Genomic DNA, 17,729 nt, shown 5'->3' on the forward strand with positions numbered 1-17,729 from the left:
ATCCGGATTGAGGCATGGAACTTCTCGACAACCTCGCCCTGGGCTTCTCGACGGCCCTCCTGATCCAGAACGTCCTCTACTGCTTCGTGGGTGTGCTGCTCGGAACGGCGGTCGGCGTGCTGCCCGGCATCGGGCCGACGGCGACGGTGGCGATGCTGCTGCCGATCACGTTCAACTTCGAGCCGGTGACGGCGCTGATCATGCTGGCCGGCATCTACTACGGCGCGCAGTACGGCGGCTCGACGACCGCCATCCTCATCAACCTGCCCGGCGAGTCGTCGGCGGCGGTCACCGCGCTGGACGGGCACGAGATGGCCCGGCAGGGCAGGGCCGGCCCGGCGCTGGCCACCGCCGCGATCGGATCGTTCATCGCGGGCACGATCGCCACCGTCGCGCTCGCCGTCGCGGCCCCGCCGCTGGCCCGCGTCGCGCTGCAGTTCGGCCCGGCCGAGTACTTCTCGCTGGTGTTGCTCGGCCTGATCGTGTCGATCGCGCTGGCGCGCGGCAACGCGATCAAGGCACTGGCGATGATCTTCCTCGGCGTCCTGCTCGGCACGGTCGGCCAGGACATCTACACCGGCACGCCCCGGTTCGTCTTCGGCCAGCGCGAGCTGTACGGAGGCATCGACTTCGTGTCGGTCGCCGTCGGCATGTTCGGCGTGGCCGAGATCCTGCGCAACCTGGAGAACGAGCAGACCCGCACGGCGATCGTCAGCAAGGTGAAGAACCTCTGGCCCACCCGCGAGGACCGGCGCCGCATCGTCGGCCCGATCCTGCGGGGCACCGGTCTCGGGGCCGCGCTCGGCGTCCTGCCCGGCGGTGGCCACGTGCTGGCCTCGTTCACCTCGTACGCCGTCGAGAAGCGCATCTCGAAGCGGCGGCAGGAGTTCGGGCACGGCGCGATCGAGGGCGTCGCCGGCCCAGAGTCGGCCAACAACGCGGCCGCGCAGACGTCGTTCATCCCGCTGCTCACCCTCGGGCTGCCCGCCCATCCGGTGATGGCGCTGATGGTCGGCGCGTTCATCGTGCACGGCATCACACCCGGCCCGAACGTCATCACCGACGAGCCCGCGCTGTTCTGGGGCCTGATCGCGTCGATGTGGATCGGCAACGTGCTGCTCGTGCTGCTGAACCTGCCGCTGATCGGCATGTGGGTGCGCATGTTGCGCATCCCGTACCAGGTGCTGTTCCCGATGATCATCCTGTTCGCCTCGATCGGGACGTACTCGCTGGGGTTCAACGCGTTCGACGTCTACGCGATCGTGCTCTTCGGGCTCCTGGGCTACATCCTGATCAAGTGCGGCTGCGAGCCGGCGCCGCTGCTGCTCGGCTTCGTCCTCGGGCCCCTGCTCGAGGAGAACCTGCGGCGGGCGATGATCATCTCCCGCGGCGACGCGACGGTCTTCCTGACCCGGCCGATCTCCGCGGTGCTGCTGGCCGTGGCTCTGGCGGCGCTCGTCGTCGCCGTCCTCCCGGCGATCCGCAGGCGCCGCGAAATGGTGTTCACCGAGGACGACTAGGCTCGCCGACCTCCGGCGGCGGGTTCGCCCGCACTGTCTTTCATGAAATTTCATCCACGCCAGATGGCCGGCCGAGGCATCCACGCTGCTCACGGCTCGTACGGGGACACGCGAGCGCCCCGTACGAGCACACCCGTGTTGACAGTCGGCAAGGCTGCCCGTGAAGGTAGCAGTCAACCGTTGCCTCCACGTCGACAGGTAACAGCGACGGTTGGGAGCGCTCCCATCATCCCGGACCACCAACGCCGGACAGACGGAGAACGCACAATGCAACCACACCAGTCCGCCGTACCCGCCCGCCGGGCGCTTCGCGTCCTCACTATCATGGCCACGGCCCTGCTCTGCCTCCTGCCGTGGGCCCAGTCCGCCTCGGCCCACGGGTCGATCATCAACCCCGCCTCCCGGAACTACGGCTGCTGGCTGCGCTGGGGCGACGACCATCTCAACCCGGCCATGCAGCAGGAAGACCCCATGTGCTGGCAGGCCTGGCAGGACAACCCGAACGCCATGTGGAACTGGAACGGCCTCTACCGCAACAACGTCGGCGGCCACCACCAGGCAGCCGTCCCCGACGGCCAGCTCTGCAGCGGGGGCCGGACCGAGGGCGGCCGCTACAACTCGCTCGACGCCGTGGGCGAGTGGAAGACCACCCCCATCGGCACCGACTTCCAGCTCCACCTGTACGACCAGGCCAGCCATGGCGCCGACTACTTCCGCGTCTACGTCACCCGCCAGGGCTTCAACCCCGCCACCCAGCCGCTCACCTGGGGCAACCTGGAACTCGTACGCGAGACCGGCCGCTACGCCCCGAGCCAGAACATCACCTTCAACGCCAGCGCGCCCGGCCGCAGCGGACGCCACGTCGTCTTCACCATCTGGCAGGCCTCGCACATGGACCAGGTGTACTACATCTGCAGCGACGTCACCTTCTCCTGAGAACCCGACGGCCCCGGCACACTGACGGGCCCGACGCCGCCACCGTACGTGTCCCCGCCGGGTGACTTCGGCGGGGGCACGGTCGCTCGGCGGGCCATGCCGCGGGCCGCGGAACGCAGGTGGCGCGTCGTCCTCACAGTTCGGTGCCGTGTCTCGTCGAACGGGTAAGGACAGATGCGAACCGAGGGAGCCGCGGCACCATGACCACCCCATCCGAGCCGGCACACGCCCGGCCCGATCCGGGCCTGAGCGCGATCATGAGCGAGCGGCGTCACCTGATCAATCTCGCCTACCGGCTCCTCGGCTCCCTGGCCGACGCGGAGGACGTCGTGCAGGAGACGTACGCCCGCTGGTACGCCATGTCCCGGCAGCAGCAGGACGCCATCGACTCCCCCGGCGCCTGGCTGACGACGGTCGCCAGCCGCATCTGCCTCGACCTGCTCGGCTCGGCGCGGGCCCGGCGCGAGCGCTATGTGGGCGAATGGATCCCGGAGCCGCTGCCCGAGCAGTCGGAGTGGAGCGCCGGCCGGCCGGGCGCCACCGGGACCGACCCGGCCGATCGGGTCACCCTCGACGAGTCGGTCAACATGGCCTTCCTCGTCGTGCTCGAGTCCATGACTCCCGCCCAGCGGGTGGCGTTCATCCTGCACGACGTCTTCCGCTACTCCTTCGCCGAGGTCGCCGGGATCGTCGGGCGTTCTGAGGCGGCCTGCCGCCAGCTGGCCACCTCGGCCCGCCGCCGCATCCGCGCCGCGCAACCGCCCGCGGCGCCCGCGGCCCGGCAGGCCGGCATCGTCAGGGACTTCAAGCGGGCGTGGGAGGCCAAGGACATCGACGCCCTGGTCAACCTCCTCGACCCCGACGTCACGGGCACCGCCGACGGCGGCGGAGTCGTCAACGCCGTGCTCCGCCCGATCGAGGGCCGCGAGCGCCTCGCGCGGCGCTTCGTCGAGATCGCCCGCCTGGCGCCCGACGTGGCCATCCTGGAGCGCACGGTCAACGGCCGGCCCGGGCTGGTGGCCCAGCAGGACGGCGCCACCGTCGCGGTGATGGCGTTCGACGTCGCAGGCGACCGGATCAAGTGCATCTGGGCCGTGCTCAATCCGGAAAAGCTCCGGCCTTGGACAGAAATCTGACCGGAGGCCGAGTCGTGGTGAATATCTGAATCACCCGGACGGGTTTTCGCGTGCGCGAGGAATTCCGGCGGCCAGGAATAGCGCCCGTGCCGGGAATGACAATGGGCCCGTACGGATCTGTCGCGGGTTGTCATTTCCTTTCGTGTGCGAGCGGGCGCGAGGGGGCCAGCAGCGTGGACAGCGCCCAGCGTCCGGGGCCGAGGACGGCGACGAGCAGGAAACCCCAGCAGAAGAGCGCGGCCTTCTCCCCGCCGTTCTGGATGGGGAAGAGCGCCTGCGGCTGGTGGACGAAGAAGTAGGCGTAGGCCATGCTGCCTGAGCAGATGACGGCGGCGGCACGCGCGCCCAGGCCGAGCATGACGAGCACGCCGCCGACCAGCTGGATGGCCGCCGCCCACCAGCCGGGCCACTGGCCGATGCCGGGCACCGCGCCCTGCGGACCGCCCAGCACGCCGAAGAGTGTCGCCGCGCCGTGGCAGGCGAACAGCAGCCCTATCACGATCCGGTACAGAGCCAGGAAGAGCCCCTGATTCTTGAGCAGTGAATCCACCGATGTGTCCTTTCAAGAGGAGGTTCGGAACCAATCATGGGAGCGCTCCCAAATAGGTTCTCCAAAAACAAGTACAAATGTCAACTACGTGCCAGCCGGAGAGTCCGCCGGCGAACGCCCGATATGCGCGCCAAATGGCCGGACACTTCCTTCGTTAATATTCCGGCCCATGAAACTTTCATCCGCGCACGGGTCCGGCCCGGCCGTCGCACGGCCGAGGAGCCCGAACGGGAGCCCGTACAGGAACCCGCAGAGGAGATCACCCAGCGGCGGTGAGCCGCCGCCGGGGCACAGAGGCGGGCGCGGGACCGATGGCCGGTTCCGCGCCCGACGTGCGCCCGGCCCCGGCGAGGGACATGCGGCATTTCGCCGCAAACGGGACATCACGGCAGCGCCTTCGCAATCGTCGTGACGAATGATCGACTTTTTCTGTCAATCGCATTGACATCGACCCTGTTCCGGCCGATGCTTTCCTCGCTGCACGCCCGTTTTTTGACCATCGCGCCCATTATTTGGGCATCCGGGAGAAGCCCACGCCGTGTTCGCGATTGATCCCCTGAAACCCGAGGCCGGACGCACCCCCAAGCGCCCCATGAAGGGCGGCGTGGGATCGGGAGCCCGCACCGGCGGCGCACTGACCTGCCATCTGCTGCCGGCGAGAGCGAGCGCGCCGTGAACGTCCTCACCGATTCCACGACCCGGCTGCTCTCCCGCTGGTGCGATCTGCCCTGCTCGCCGATCGCCTCATCCATCGCCCGCCGCTGGGTGGCGGGGATGCTCACCTCCTGGAAGTTGCCGCTCTCCCCCGCGAACGAGGCGACGATCGCCGAGCTGACCAGCGAGCTGGTCACGAACGCGGTCCAGCACGCCGCCCCGCCACCGTGCGGATCCTCGGGGATCAGGATCAACGTACGGGCCGGAGCCACCACGATCTGGCTGGCGGTCTGCGACCACGACCCGACCCTCCCCACGCGCCGGGCTCCCGACTTCTTCGCCGAGAGCGGGCGCGGCCTGTTCCTGGTGGAGGCGCAGGCCGACCAGTGGGGCGCGGTCCAGCACGAGAACGGCAAGTACGTCTGGTTCAGCCTGCAGTGCCACGGCGGCGCCCAGCCCGCGAGCGAGATGCCGCCCGCCGACCCATCCGGTTGCCACGAACGCTAAGGAGAACACCATGGCCCCCGTCGCCCTCCCCCACGACGTCACCGGCTCCGGGCAGCACCACGTGATCGTGTTGCACGGCTGGTTCGGCGACCGCACCTCCTTCAGCAACATCAAGCCCTACCTGGACGGCGACGCGTTCAGCTACGCCTTCCCCGACTACCGGGGGTACGGTGAGGCGCGCGACCTCACCGGCGAGTACTCCCTCGCCGAGATCTCCGGCGACGTGATCGCGCTCGCCGACAAGCTGGGCTGGGAGACGTTCTCCCTGGTCGGTCACTCGATGGGCGGGACGGCGATGCAGCGCGTGATGCTGGACGCGCCCGGGCGGGTGAGCAAGCTCGTCGGCATCTCCCCGGTGCCTGCCTCCGGCGTGCCGTTCGACGACCAGAGCTGGGCGCTGTTCGCCGGGTCCGCCGAGGAACCCGGCAACCGGCGCGCCATCATCGACCTCACCACCGGCAACCGGCTTCCCGGCGTGTGGCTCGACCAGATGGTGGCCGGCTCGCTGGGCAACTCCACGGTGACGGCCTACCGTGCGTACCTGGACGCCTGGGCCAAGACCGACTTCCACACCGAGGTGACCGGTTCCGCCACGCCGGTGCTCGTCATCGCCGGCGAGCACGACCCCGCGCTCTCCGCCGACGTCATGCGGGGCACCTGGCTGCAGTGGTACACCGACGCCGAATTGCTGACCTTCGCCGACGCCGGCCACTACGCGATGGACGAGACGCCGCTGGCCCTCGTGTCGGCCATCGAACGTTTCCTGGCCGCCTGACCGATCCCTTGGAGGGTTGCCCGTGAGTACGACGGTCAACGTGTTCGACCCGCGTATCTACGCACAGGGCATCCCGCACGAGACGTACCGCCTGCTACGTGACCACCACCCCGTGCACTGGCAGGAGGAGCACGAGGTCGGCGACTGGCCGGCCGGGCCCGGGTTCTGGGCGGTGACCCGCCACGCGGACGTCGTGCGCGTCCTGCGGTCGCCCAGCGAGTTCAGTTCCTGGCTCGGCGCCACCCAGATCCGCGACCCCGACCCGGCCGACCTGTCGTTCATCCGGCGGATGATGCTCAACCTCGATCCGCCGGATCACGGCCGGCTCCGGCGGATCGTCTCCGGCGTGTTCACCCCCAGGCGCGTCGAACGTTTCGCCGCCGGCATCGCGACGCGGGCCCGGGTGCTCATCGACGAGATCTCCGAGCGGGGCGAGTGCGACCTGCCGGTGGACGTGACCGATGACTACCCGATCCACAACCTCGCGGATCTCCTCGGCATCCCGCTCGCCGACCGCGGCCTGATCCTGGAGTGGACCAACCGCGTGATCGGCTACCAGGATCCCGACCACGCGACCGTCGAGCGCGGCCCGGACGGCAAACCGGTCAACCCCCGTTCCCCGGCGATGCTCAAGGACATGTTCGAGTACGCCCACGCGCTCGCCGCCCGCAAGCGCCGGGAGCCGGCGGACGATCTCATGACCGCGCTGGCCACGGCCGAGGTGGACGGGCAGCGTCTCACCGATCCCGAGCTGTCGATGTTCTTCTTCCTCCTGGTCATCGCGGGCAACGACACCGTGCGGTCGGCCCTGCCCGGCGGGCTGGCCGCGCTGCTCGGCCATCCGGGCCGGCATCGCCGGCTGCTCGACGACCCGGAGCTGCTCGACACGGCCGTCGAGGAGATGTTGCGCTGGCATCCGCCGGTGCTCAGCTTCCGCCGCACCGCCGTACGCGACGTGGTGCTGGCCGGGCAGCCCATCGCCGCAGGGGACAAGGTCGTCGTCTTCCACGGAGCGGCCAACTTCGACGAACGGCGCTTCCCCGACCCGATGCGTTTCGACATAGCGCGCCGGCCCAACGACCACGTCTCTTTCGGGGACGGGCCGCACGTGTGCCTCGGCGCCCGGTTCGCCCGGCTGCAGCTGCGCACGTTCTACCGGGAGCTGCTCTGGCGGCTGCCGGACGTGCGGCTCGCCGGGCCTCCCGAGCGGCTGGTGTCGAACTTCATCGGCGGCGTCAAGCACCTGCCGCTGCACTACACCCCCGCACCCAGGCTGGGCGCCGAATGACCGCCGACCAGCCCGGCACGGCGGTGTCGAAGACGATCGACACCGGCCTGCGGCTGCTGGAGATCCTGAAGGACCATCCGGACGGGTTGACGATCACCGAGCTCGCGCAGCTGGCCGGGATCCACCGCAACGCGGTCTCCCGTCACCTCGTCGCGCTCGGCAACCACCGGCTGGCCGCCCGGGTCGGCAACCGCTTCACCCTCGGCCTCGGCATCGTCGAGCTCAACGCCGCCGTGCAGCACCGGCTGCGCAGCGCGGCCTCCGCCGCGTTGCAGGTGCTGGCCGACACCTGCAACGCCACCGCGTTCATCACAGTGCTCGACATCGACGAGAGCCAGGCGGTCGTGCTCACCGTGGCCGAGCCGCGCGCCTCGCAGATCCACGTCACCTATCGCGCGGGCACCAGGCACCCCTCGAACCGCGCCGCCTCGGGGATCGCGATCCTGGCGGGCCGCCCGCCCCGCCCCGGTGAACGCCCCGAGATCACGCAGGCCCGCGCCACCGGCTACTCGGTCACCGAAGGCGAGCTGCAGCCGGGTGCCTGGGGTGTCGCCGCCCCGATCTCCATCGCGGGACGCCCGGCCCACGCGAGTGTGGGCATGGTGACCATCGGAGAGCGGGACGCCGACGAGATCGCCCCGATCGTGCTCAACGCCGCGAGGGAGATCTCCCGGTTCCTCTAGCGACCGCGCGCGCGGGCCGGCGCATGACGGCAGTGTCCGTACGCGCGCGTTGAGGACGTGTTGAGCCGGTGTTGAGGTCAGCGTTCGGAGGCGGCGGTCCGGGTCTGGACCTCGCGCACCCGCTCCACGTCCAGCTTGTTCGTCCGGTCGAACCGGTAGATGCCGTTCTCCTCCTGGAACACGTCGGTCAGCTGCGTGTAGCAGTATCCGAACATGTCCGGATCATCCAGCAGCACCTCGGTCAGCCCGGCGAACCGCGCGTGGAACTCGTCCTCGGTCCGCACCCGCTGCCCGTATCCCCAGGACGTCTGCCGGTCCGCCCGCTGATCGGTCCCGGCCAGCTCGGGATTCCACCAGATCCCGCCATACTCGCTGACGAAGTACGGCTGCCCCCGGTACGCCACGGAGATGGGCCGGCCGTCGGCGTCGTTGACGAACGGCTCGTCCCTCTTCAGGCCGGACATCAGGTCGGCGAAGGCGGCGGGCTCCTGCTCGTAGTTGTGCGAGTCGTAGATGTCGGTCTCCGGCGCCCGGTGGCTGTAGCCGGACGCGTCGATGACCGGGCGGGTGGGGTCGGCGAGCTTCGTGACCAGGAACATGCCGTGGGTGACGTCGTCGAGCTGGGAGACGTGGTCGTGGATCGCCTGCCGGGTCTCGTTGAGCGGGCACCAGCCGATGATCGACGGGTGTGAGACGTCCCGTTCCAGGACCTCCAGCCACTGCGTGATGAAGGACGCGGTCGGCCGCTGCTCGCGCCCGTCGTGGGCGCCCCAGTCGCCGAACTCCCCCCACACCAGGTAGCCCAGCCGGTCGGCGTGGTAGAGGAATCGTTCCTCGAACACCTTCTGGTGCAGGCGCGCCCCGTTGAAGCCCGCGGCCAGCGCCAGCTCGATGTCCCGCAGCAGCGCGGCGTCGCTGGGCGCGGTCATGAGGCCGTCGGGGTAGTAGCCCTGGTCGAGGACGAGCCGCTGGAACACGGGACGGCCGTTGATGAGGACGCGCTTGCCGTCGATCGCGATGGAGCGCAGCCCTGCGTAGCTGTCGACGGTGTCCGTGACGGCGCCGCCTTCGCCGAGCAGCTCGACCTTCACGTCGTAGAGGTGGCCGTCGCCGGGCTCCCACAGGCGCACCCGGTCCTGCGGGATCTCCAGGCGCAGGGAGGGGGCGAGGTCCACGTCGGCGCGGACGGTCGCGGTGGCGACGGCGCCGTCCTTGTCGGCGACGGTCACGCGGACCGAGCCGCCGGGGCGGTTGCCGGACAGCGGGGTGACGACGGTGAAGGAGGAGGTCGCGACGTCAGGGGTGATGCGCGGGCGGCGCAGGTGCACGTCGGGGACGGGCTCCAGCCACACGGTCTGCCAGATTCCCGTCGTGCGGGTGTAGAGGCACTCGTAGTTCGCGTACCGGGTCGACTGCTTGCCCCGCGCCTGGGGTCCCTCGCGGGGGTCGCGGGCGCGTACCACGATCGTGGCGTCCTCGCCGGGGCGCGCCACGTCCGACAGGTCGGCCGTGAACGGGGAGAACCCGCCGCGGTGGCGGGCCACCTCGACGCCGTTCACCCACACGGTGGCGTCGTGGTCGACGGCGCCGAAGTGCAGCAGCGTCCGCCGGCCCGCCCACGCGGCCGGGATCGTCACGGTGCGGCGGTACCACACCGCCTCCATGAAGTCGGTGTGCCCGAGGCCGGACAGCTCCGACTCCGGCGCGAAGGGGACGGTGATCGTCCCGGAGAGCTCACGTTCGCGCAGGCCACGCTCAAGGCCGGAGTCTCCGCCGTCGATCTCGAACTGCCACGGTCCGTTGAGGGTGAGCCAGTCCTGCCGGACCATCTGCGGGCGGGGGTATTCCGGTCGGGGCACGGCGGAACTCGGCATCTGTCAACCTTCCGGAAAACACAAAAACTGACAAAACAAAACTTTTTGCTACGTAGCAGAGTGTGCCACACTCCCGCCAACCGGAGTCAACATCCGGCCATCCCCCGTTGTGAGGGCCGGCCGGACCCTCTGCGAGGAAGCACCTGTCGAAGACCCCTCAGGAGCCAGGGCGGGCTCGTCTACGTGTTGCCGTTCTTCGTGACCGCCACCACCGGGCTCGGCGGTCAGTGACCGGCCCTCATCACGGCTCGCTGCGGGTCGCGTACCGGATCACCGAGGCGTTCGAGACGGGACGCCGGGGCGCGCCGACCCTTCACTGACTGGACTCGCGCACTTCAGGTGGAAGTCGACCATGATGTGCGACGCGCGCCCGCCGGGCTTTCCGGTGATCTGCTCGTGGAGCATCGCGACGGCGTGGGCGGCCATCGGTTCGACGTCGGGGGAGACGGAGGTCAGCGACGGCGTCGATTGACGCGCTCCCCGGCCTGAAGGCCGCGGTTCAGCCCGTGCCGCATCATGCGGCACCTCTGAGGCTTCCTGCTTCGTCGCGCTGTGCCGGGGCAGGCCCCGGTCTTACCCGCGCTCCACAGGCGTTTAGCCTGTCCGCCCGTCCGGCGGCCAGGATGTTGATCGCCGCGTTGACATCCCGGTCGTGGACCGCGCCGCACGGGCACTCCCACGACCGGACGTTCAGCGGCATGGACTTGGCCGGCGCGCCACACGCCGAGCACAACTTCGAACTGGGGAACCAGCGGTCGATCCTCACGAGGGTCCGCCCGGCGCGGGCGGCTTTGTAGGCCAGCATCGCCGTGAACCGGCCCCATCCGGCGTCGTGCACCGACTTGGCGAGCTTCGTGCGGGCCAGGCCCTTCACGGCAAGGTCCTCCACGTACACCGCTTGGTTCTCGCGGATCAACGCGGTGGACAGCTTGTGCGCGAAGTCCCGGCGCGCGTCGGCCACCCTCGCGTGTGCGCGGGCGACCCGGGCGACGGCCTTCTTCCTGTTCGCCGAACCTTTCGCCTTGCGGGACAGGGCCTGCTGGGCCTTGTTCAACCGGCGTTCGGCGCGGCGCAGGAAACGCGGGTTGTCGATCTTCCGGCCGTCCGACAGCACCGCAAAGTGCGTCAGGCCCAGGTCGATACCGACCTCGGAGGCGGCCTCCGGCAGCGGCTCGTCGCCGGCCTCGACCACGAACGACGCGAAGTACCGCCCGGCGGCGTCCTTGACCACCGTCACGCTGGAGGGCTCGGCGGGCAAGGAACGCGACCAGCGCACCGGCACGTCGCCGACCTTCGGCAGGCGCAGCCGTCCGCCCGCCGTGATGGAGAACCGGGCGTTGCGGGTGAAGCGGATCGCCTGCCGGTTGTCCCTCTTGGACCGGAATCGGGGAGCGGCGACCTTCGGCCCTTTGCGTTTGCCGGTGATCGAAGCGAAGAAGTTGCGGTAGGCGGTGTTCAGGTCGGCCAGGGCCTGCTGGAGGAGCACGGCGGAGACCTCGCCCAGCCAGAAGCGTTCCGGTGTCTGCTTCGCCGCCGTGATGACCCGCTTCGACAGGTTCCCGTCGGAGACGTACGGCAGTCCGGCCGCATGGGCGTCCTGTCGCGCACGCAGGGCGTCGTTGTACACCGTCCGCGCGCACCCGAACGCGCGGGCCAGCGCCTGGCGCTGACCGGCGGTCGGGTAGAGGCGCACGTTGTACCGAAGCTGCACACCATGATCCTACCATTGGTTTATGGCCTAACATGGAGACATCAGAAACGGCAGAAACTGTGTTTTCGTCCTGCAAGCTCATTTGGTCTTCGTTCCAAGTTCCGGCATCAGGTGTTCACTGGCGCCCACGTAGAGCGCATGGAGCAGATCATGCGGGAGGCGTGCGCGGACTTCGAGTGCGAGTTGGCCGAATTCAACGGCGAGAGCAGCCACGTCCATCTGCTGGTGAATCTCCCGCCGAAGGTCGCACTGTCCCGCCTGGTCAACCCACTGAAAGGGGCGTCCTCCCGGCGACTGCGCAGCTGTGGTCGGGCTCCTACTTCGCCGGGAGCGTCGGCGGCGCGCCGATCAGTGTCCTGCGGCAGTACATCGAGCAACAGAACCGCCTGGTCTGAGTGCCGGTATCTGAGTGCAGGGAAAGCCGGATCGCCTTGACGGCGATCCGGCTTTCCCTGCCCCGTTACGGGGGCGAATCCGCTTCGCCCCCGGCCTGAAGGCCGGAGCACTGCGGACGAACCCGGTAGCGGGCCTCCTCGACGTCGTCGAAGCGGACGTAGCCGAGCATGGGCCATGGCGTCGAGGACGCGCTGGCGGGTCTCTGGGCGGACGTGTTCGTAGTTGTTGACGACGTTGGAGACCGTGCGCTGTGACACACCGGCGGCGCGAGCCACGTCGTGCATGCTCACAGCCATCAGGCAACGCCCTACCCGGGATCGGCATCAGAGAGGGTGTCATCGTACTGTTCGCGGCCTTGCGATCTCATCGGGTTTTTTCGCCGTACGAGAGCGCCGCACCGGCCAGGCGTCTCACATGGAGACGCCTGGCCATAGTGCACATTAAAGATTAGCTGTAAACTTTGTCAGCCCTGGTCACGTATGCCTCATCCGTGCGTTCTCTTCCCATCCGCACAGGTGCTGACCTCCGGAGGAACCATGAACTCTTCAGGTGCCCTGTACGCCTACAGCGGGATCAAGAGGAGAGCAGGAGTCGTCTGCGACACCGCGAACGACCTCCGGATCGCCCGCCGTGACTGGAAGGAGAAGGTCGACTCCCCCGAGCCCGAATTCGAGCTTGGCGACCCGGCCGACGCCGTCGCCGGCGTGCGCGAGGTCTGGGAGAAGGAGTTCACCGTCTATCGCGAGGTGCTCGAGAAGTGGTGCCTGGCGACGCGCGCGGCAGCCGAGGGGTTCGAGTCGGTCGAGGACTACCTCCGGTCCAGGCAGACGCCCACCTCCGGTGACCGTCCATGACCTCGGACGACTATCTGCAGGTCTCGACCGCGATCAACCGGCTCAAGCAGGGCGTCGGCGTCCTCGCGACGATCGCCAACCCGGTCACCATGATCGGCGAGGTCATCAGCACCATCAACACGCTGAGCTCGGTCCTCAGGGACGTGCCCGGCGATCCCGACGGCATCGACGACCTCGGCAGGGCCTTCCGCAGAATGGCGGGCGCCATCGACACGGCCGCCACCGACCTCGACCATACGCGGGTCTCGGTGCCGTCGGTTTGGAAGGGCGAGGCCGCCACCGAGGCGCTCGCCGCGCTCAAGGCGACCGACGACCTGCTGCAGCAGGCAGCGCCCGCCATGCGTAAGGCGGACACGTTGCTGACGGAATACGCCGAGGAGCTCCGCCGGCTGAAACGCAGGCTCGGCGAGCACCGGCGGGACCTGCTCGACGCGGTGGGCGAGCTCAACAGCGCCCAGGACATCGTGCGCAACATGTGGAACACCGTGTGGCCGTTCGACGGCGACGGCGGCATCGCCGATGACATCCGCCGGGCCGTCGGGGCCATCACCGGCGCCATCAGCGTCTTCGAAGACCTGCAGACCGCAGTGGACACGCTGCAGCGCGGGCTCCGCGACGTGCACGGCAAGGCACGCGCGGGCGCGGTCCGGTCGCCGCACATCGACGCCTTCGACGCGGTGCTGCTGGCGGCCGCGGGCATCGACGGCACCGCGCAGGAGGAGAACGGCATCCTGAGCACGGCGCAGCTGGCCAGGGCCGCCGAGAAGATGGAGGCGCTGTCGGACGACGACCGCGCCCGCATGCAGCGCCTCCTCGACGACGCCGACTCCGAGGCGGAACGCGCCTACCTGATGAAGGCCCTCGCAGCCGGCCACTCGGTCGATGACATCTCCACCTTCGCCTCGACCATCCGCGGCAAGAGCGAGAGCTGGTTGCGCGAGCACCTCAGCCTGGTCGACCCGGCGAGCAGCGGAACGGTGCGCGTCAACGGCGTCGAGCTGGAGCAGCAGGACCAGACGACCTGCGGCTCCACCTCGATCATGGTGGCCCGCGCCATGAACGACCCGCTGTACGCGCTCAGCCTGACCACCGACGACAAGGGCAACCCTCTGTCGGCCGCCGAGCTCCGGCAGAGGTTCACCGACGAGCAGAACCGCATCCACGACTCCACCAACACCGTGTGGCCGCAGAGCCTGGGCACCTCCCCTTGGGGACTGAGCGGCGAGATGAACGAGCACGCCGACTCCTTCGGCACGCGCTACGACTGGCGGATCGTCGACGACACCGACGCCGGATCTGTCAACCCGGCGCTCAACGACGCCGTCGGCGCGGTGGACGCCGGCCACACCGTGCCGGTCCTCATCGGCGACTCCTACCCGGCCCACTACGTGCTGCTCGTCGGGCACGAGGGCGACAACCTGGTCTTCTACAACCCGAGCGGGGAGATGACCCGCGTCAGCGAGGACGACTTCCGCAACGGCGACGTCTCGGCCCTGGGCTACGACCACGTTCAGGGTGTGGTGACCCCCCGATGAGCCGGCGACTCCTGCTGGTGCCGATCTACGTGCTGCTGAGCGGGTGTGCCGCCTCCGGCGCCACGACGCGCGCCGACCAGGCGCGGCTCGACGTCATGTTGTCGCAGCCGTTCGTCGGTGAGGCCGTCAAGGAGCCGGCCCGCAGGGTCGCGTTCCGGAAGTCGGACGACCTGCCCGCCACCCGGGGCACGGTGGCCGTGGTCCTGGCCGACGGCCCGGCCGCGGATCCGGCCGGCGAGGCGCGGCAGTGGGCCGCGAAGGGCATGCGGAAACTACGCGACGGCGGCTGGACTGTCTACGCCACGGTGTGCCTGCCGCCACGCAAGTCCAGTGACCCCGACCCACCGGCGGAGGGCGCCTGGGACGCGTGGTCATTCGCCGCGCACGCCTACAAGGTCGTGGACGGCGTGTCCTACTTCGCCCTCGCCCAGGGGCTCGGGCAGTTGCCGGGCGACGTCGAGATGACCATCGAGATGCGCGCACCGAGCTCACACGAGCCGGTCACCGACCTGTTCCCCGACCGGCCGCCGGCCCTGCCCGCGGGGCGAAACTGCGTGGAATCCGGCGACCTCCCGTCGAAGAAGCGCACCGACGGCCCACCGGTGGTCATGGGCGAAAGCGGCCGCAAGCCATCGGGCAACGTACGGTGACGTCCCGTCACGCGTGCGGTCTGGGCTGGGAAAACTAGATCATGTAGGGTGAGCCCGGCATACCCCCCAACGGCATGGAGTCCGCAGTGCCGCACATGTCCCGTCGTCAGATCCTCTCCCTCCTCCCGGCCGCCGGCCTGCTCGCGATGGCAGCCGCACCCTTGCGCGCCGCCGCCGCGTCGGCGACCGACCACGCGCGGCTGCTCGCCAACACCGTGGCGACCTTCGCGGGGACCGCGGAGGTCAACGCCCGCCCCGAGGTCGCCGGCAAGCTGGCGGCGATGCTGGACACCGCCAGGCGGCGGCTGGCCGCGATGGACGAGGCGGGCGACGGCGAGCTGTTCGCCGGCCTGGCGCTCGGCACCAACGACGCCAACCTGCGCACGGCCTACCAGTACCTGTACGAGATCGCGCTCGCGACCCGCAGCCCCGGCGGCGAGCTCGACGGTGACGCCGCCGTCCAGCGCCGGGTCGTCGACGGGCTCCAGTGGCTGCACGAGCGCTACTTCGGCGACCAGTCGAAGGGCTACTACGGCAACTGGCACAGCTGGGAGATCGGCATCCCCACCCACGTGAGCAGGACGCTGGTCCTGCTGGACGAGCGGGTGCGGGAAACACGCCCCGACCTGACGGCCACGTACATCGCCTCGATGGACGCCTACCTGCGCAACGGCAAGGACGGCGACGTCGACCTCGACTCGCGCTTCCACACCGGGGCCAACCTGGCCGACATCACCGGCAACCGCATCCTGCAGGGCGCGCTCACCGGCGACGACGCCCGCATCTCCAAGGCCATCTCCGACCAGGCCACCGTCTTCGCCACGATCGACCCCTACGACCTGCAGCACGGGGTCACCGACGGCTACTACCACGACGGCTCCTTCATCCAGCACCACTCCGTCGCCTACACCGGCTCCTACGGGCGTGCCCTGCTGACCCGCGTGGTGCAGACCCTCAGGACGCTCGAAGGCGCGACGAGCGGCGGCGGCTCCGACCTGGCCGGCGTGGTCCACCGCTGGGTCTCCGACGGCTTCGCCCCGCTGATCTTCGAGGGGTGGATGATGGAGATCGTCAAGGGGCGGGCGGTCTCGCGGACGAACACCGGCTACTCCGACGTCCAGGTGATCGTGGAGGCCATCGCCGACCTGGCCGACCACGTCGAGGGCGACGGCTCGCTGGCCCTGAAGAAATACGTCAAGTTCCTGCCGGAGGCCGACACGGGCACGTTCGTCTCCCCGGTCAGCATCGCCCGCTACGCGGCCATCCGCGCCGACTCCGCCATCCCGGCCGCCGACCTGAACCCGCCCGAGCGTTCGGTGGCGTTCAACTCGATGGACAGGACCGTGCACCGCCGCCCCGGTTACGCCTTCGCGCTGGCGCGCAGCTCCGACCGGATCAGCAAGTACGAGTACATGAACGGCGAGAACCTCATGCCCTGGTTCCAGGGCGACGGCGCCTACTACCTCTACCTGTCGGGCGAGGACCAGCGCGAGGTCTTCGGCGTCGACTACTACACGGCCGTCTCGCCGTACCGGCTGGCCGGGATCACCGCGCCGGAGGAGGAGCGGCGCACGGTCCCCGACCTGTACGGCCGGTTCTGGTACGAGAACCCGGACCATCCGCTCAACTTCACCTCCTCCTCGGAGTCGCAGAACACCTACGTCTACTTCCCCCTGGCCGGCAACGCCTTCTCCGGCGGCGCCACGCTCGGCGCGTACGGCGTGGCCGGCATGGTGCAGTCGGACGACGCCGCCTACACCGCCAAGCAACAGGGCGTCCTGCCCGACGACTTCGTCGTCTACCGCAACGCCCGCGCGACCAAGTCGTGGTTCATGTTCGACGACGAGATCGTGGTGCTGGCCGCGGACGTCTCGGGCCAGGACCGGCGCGCCGCGGTGACCACCGTGGACAGCCGCATCGCCGCGCCCGGGGACACGGTCGTGCTGACCGGCGAGGGCTGGCGTGGCGGGTCCTGGCGGGCGGGCGACACCTCGCCGCCGCGCTGGTTGCGATACGCCAACGACACTCGCCGCACCGCGGTCGGATACGCCTTCCTCACCCGGCAGCCCGTCGCCGCCGGCCTGGAGACGGTGACCCGCAGCCGCAGGGTCGTGCGGGCGAACAATCCCGACACGAGCGTGACCAAGAACGTCTTCACCGCCTCCATCGCCCATCCGGCCGCCGGCGGGGTCTCGGCCGTCGCCTACGCCCTGGTCCCGAACGCGACGGAGGCCCGGCTGCGCGGCTACGCGGACGGCCCGCTGACCGTGCTGGCCAACGACCGGCACGTGCAGGCGGTCAAGCACGAGGAGCTCGGGATCGTCGCCGCCAACGTCTTCGGCGGCGGCCCGCGCCACGCGGAACGCCTGCTCATCGACGGCCCCGCCTCGGTCGTCGTCCGCGGCGGCGAGCGCACGGTCGTCGCCCTGTCCGACCCCACGATGAAACGCGACCACGTCACGGTCGTCCTGCGTGGCCGGTCTCTCCGCCTGGACACCGCCGACGAGGGTGTGACGGTGCGCCGCGTGCCGGGCGGCACGCAGGTCCGGGCGGCGACCCGCCACGCCCACGGACGCACCTTCACCGCCACCCTGCGCTGACGGGGTGGTCAGCGCACCACCATGAAAAACGACGCCCCCGGTCGCCACCGGGAGGCGTCG

General features: G+C 69.7%; 14 protein-coding genes and 2 pseudogenes. 12 read left to right on the forward strand and 4 right to left on the reverse strand.

What is annotated here, in order from left to right; genetic code table 11:
- Positions 1-14: 14 nt before the first annotated feature.
- The 3 genes from ABGA98_RS39390 to sigJ all read left to right on the forward strand — a co-directional run bounded on the left by ABGA98_RS39390 (position 15) and on the right by sigJ (position 3,592).
- Positions 15-1,520, forward strand: a complete 1,506-nt coding sequence (locus tag ABGA98_RS39390; protein WP_347623566.1) for a tripartite tricarboxylate transporter permease — start codon at positions 15-17, stop codon at positions 1,518-1,520.
- A 324-nt stretch (positions 1,521-1,844) separates the two neighbouring features.
- A complete protein-coding gene (locus ABGA98_RS39395; protein ID WP_347623567.1) occupies positions 1,845-2,456 on the forward strand; it encodes a lytic polysaccharide monooxygenase auxiliary activity family 9 protein in 612 nt (203 codons plus the stop codon).
- Positions 2,457-2,656: 200 nt separating this feature from the next.
- Entirely contained in the window at positions 2,657-3,592 is a 936-nt protein-coding gene (sigJ, locus tag ABGA98_RS39400; RefSeq protein WP_347623568.1) for an RNA polymerase sigma factor SigJ, read from the forward strand.
- Positions 3,593-3,722: 130 nt separating this feature from the next.
- On the opposite strand, the gene ABGA98_RS39405 is transcribed toward sigJ, so the two are convergent.
- Positions 3,723-4,142 (reverse strand): DoxX family protein, encoded by a 420-nt coding sequence (locus ABGA98_RS39405; protein WP_347623569.1) that lies wholly within the window; start codon positions 4,140-4,142, stop codon positions 3,723-3,725.
- Positions 4,143-4,814: 672 nt separating this feature from the next.
- Between ABGA98_RS39405 and ABGA98_RS39410 the strand changes: the two genes are divergently transcribed.
- Genes ABGA98_RS39410 through ABGA98_RS39425 form a run of 4 tightly spaced genes read left to right on the forward strand, consistent with a single transcriptional unit; the run spans position 4,815 to position 8,049 of the window.
- A complete protein-coding gene (locus tag ABGA98_RS39410; RefSeq protein ID WP_347623570.1) occupies positions 4,815-5,303 on the forward strand; it encodes an ATP-binding protein in 489 nt (162 codons plus the stop codon).
- Between the two features lie 10 nt (positions 5,304-5,313).
- Positions 5,314-6,078 (forward strand): alpha/beta hydrolase, encoded by a 765-nt coding sequence (locus ABGA98_RS39415; RefSeq protein ID WP_347623571.1) that lies wholly within the window; start codon positions 5,314-5,316, stop codon positions 6,076-6,078.
- Between the two features lie 22 nt (positions 6,079-6,100).
- Complete coding sequence (locus ABGA98_RS39420; protein ID WP_347623572.1) at positions 6,101-7,366, forward strand: cytochrome P450; 1,266 nt, start codon at positions 6,101-6,103, stop codon at positions 7,364-7,366.
- The gene (locus ABGA98_RS39425; RefSeq protein WP_347623573.1) at positions 7,363-8,049 is read left to right on the forward strand and encodes a helix-turn-helix domain-containing protein; all 687 of its coding nucleotides are present in this window, start codon (positions 7,363-7,365) and stop codon (positions 8,047-8,049) included. The genes ABGA98_RS39420 and ABGA98_RS39425 overlap by 4 nt, the downstream gene beginning before the upstream one ends.
- A 77-nt stretch (positions 8,050-8,126) precedes the next feature.
- Here the strand turns inward: ABGA98_RS39425 and ABGA98_RS39430 are convergent, their stop codons facing one another.
- Positions 8,127-9,923, reverse strand: coding sequence for a sugar-binding domain-containing protein (locus ABGA98_RS39430; protein WP_347623574.1), 1,797 nt, complete (start codon positions 9,921-9,923; stop codon positions 8,127-8,129).
- 514 nt (positions 9,924-10,437) lie between these two features.
- Positions 10,438-11,634 carry a transposase gene (locus ABGA98_RS39435; RefSeq protein ID WP_347623575.1) on the reverse strand — a complete coding sequence of 399 codons (1,197 nt, stop codon included), beginning with the start codon at positions 11,632-11,634 and terminating at the stop codon, positions 10,438-10,440.
- A 40-nt stretch (positions 11,635-11,674) separates the two neighbouring features.
- Between ABGA98_RS39435 and tnpA the strand changes: the two are divergent.
- Positions 11,675-12,029 (forward strand): annotated as a pseudogene (gene tnpA / locus ABGA98_RS39440) (IS200/IS605 family transposase).
- Positions 12,030-12,209: 180 nt separating this feature from the next.
- Here the strand turns inward: tnpA and ABGA98_RS39445 are convergent.
- Positions 12,210-12,326, reverse strand: a pseudogene (locus ABGA98_RS39445) (LacI family DNA-binding transcriptional regulator); the annotation flags it as partial.
- Positions 12,327-12,566: 240 nt separating this feature from the next.
- Here ABGA98_RS39445 and ABGA98_RS39450 point away from each other — a divergent pair.
- The 4 genes from ABGA98_RS39450 (at position 12,567) to ABGA98_RS39465 (ending at position 17,669) form a co-directional block, all read left to right on the forward strand.
- On the forward strand, positions 12,567-12,884 hold the full coding sequence (locus ABGA98_RS39450; RefSeq protein WP_347623576.1) for a hypothetical protein: 318 nt from the start codon (positions 12,567-12,569) through the stop codon (positions 12,882-12,884).
- Positions 12,881-14,419, forward strand: coding sequence for a hypothetical protein (locus ABGA98_RS39455; RefSeq protein WP_347623577.1), 1,539 nt, complete (start codon positions 12,881-12,883; stop codon positions 14,417-14,419). The genes ABGA98_RS39450 and ABGA98_RS39455 overlap by 4 nt, the downstream gene beginning before the upstream one ends.
- The gene (locus tag ABGA98_RS39460) at positions 14,416-15,069 is read left to right on the forward strand and encodes a hypothetical protein (RefSeq protein ID WP_347623578.1); all 654 of its coding nucleotides are present in this window, start codon (positions 14,416-14,418) and stop codon (positions 15,067-15,069) included. Before ABGA98_RS39455 ends, ABGA98_RS39460 begins: the two co-directional genes overlap by 4 nt.
- A 95-nt stretch (positions 15,070-15,164) precedes the next feature.
- Complete coding sequence (locus tag ABGA98_RS39465) at positions 15,165-17,669, forward strand: polysaccharide lyase family 8 super-sandwich domain-containing protein (protein ID WP_347623579.1); 2,505 nt, start codon at positions 15,165-15,167, stop codon at positions 17,667-17,669.
- Positions 17,670-17,729 lie beyond the last annotated feature (60 nt).

The sequence above is a fragment of the Nonomuraea sp. B1E8 genome (assembly GCF_039871515.1).
Taxonomy (GTDB): Bacteria; Actinomycetota; Actinomycetes; order Streptosporangiales; family Streptosporangiaceae; genus Nonomuraea.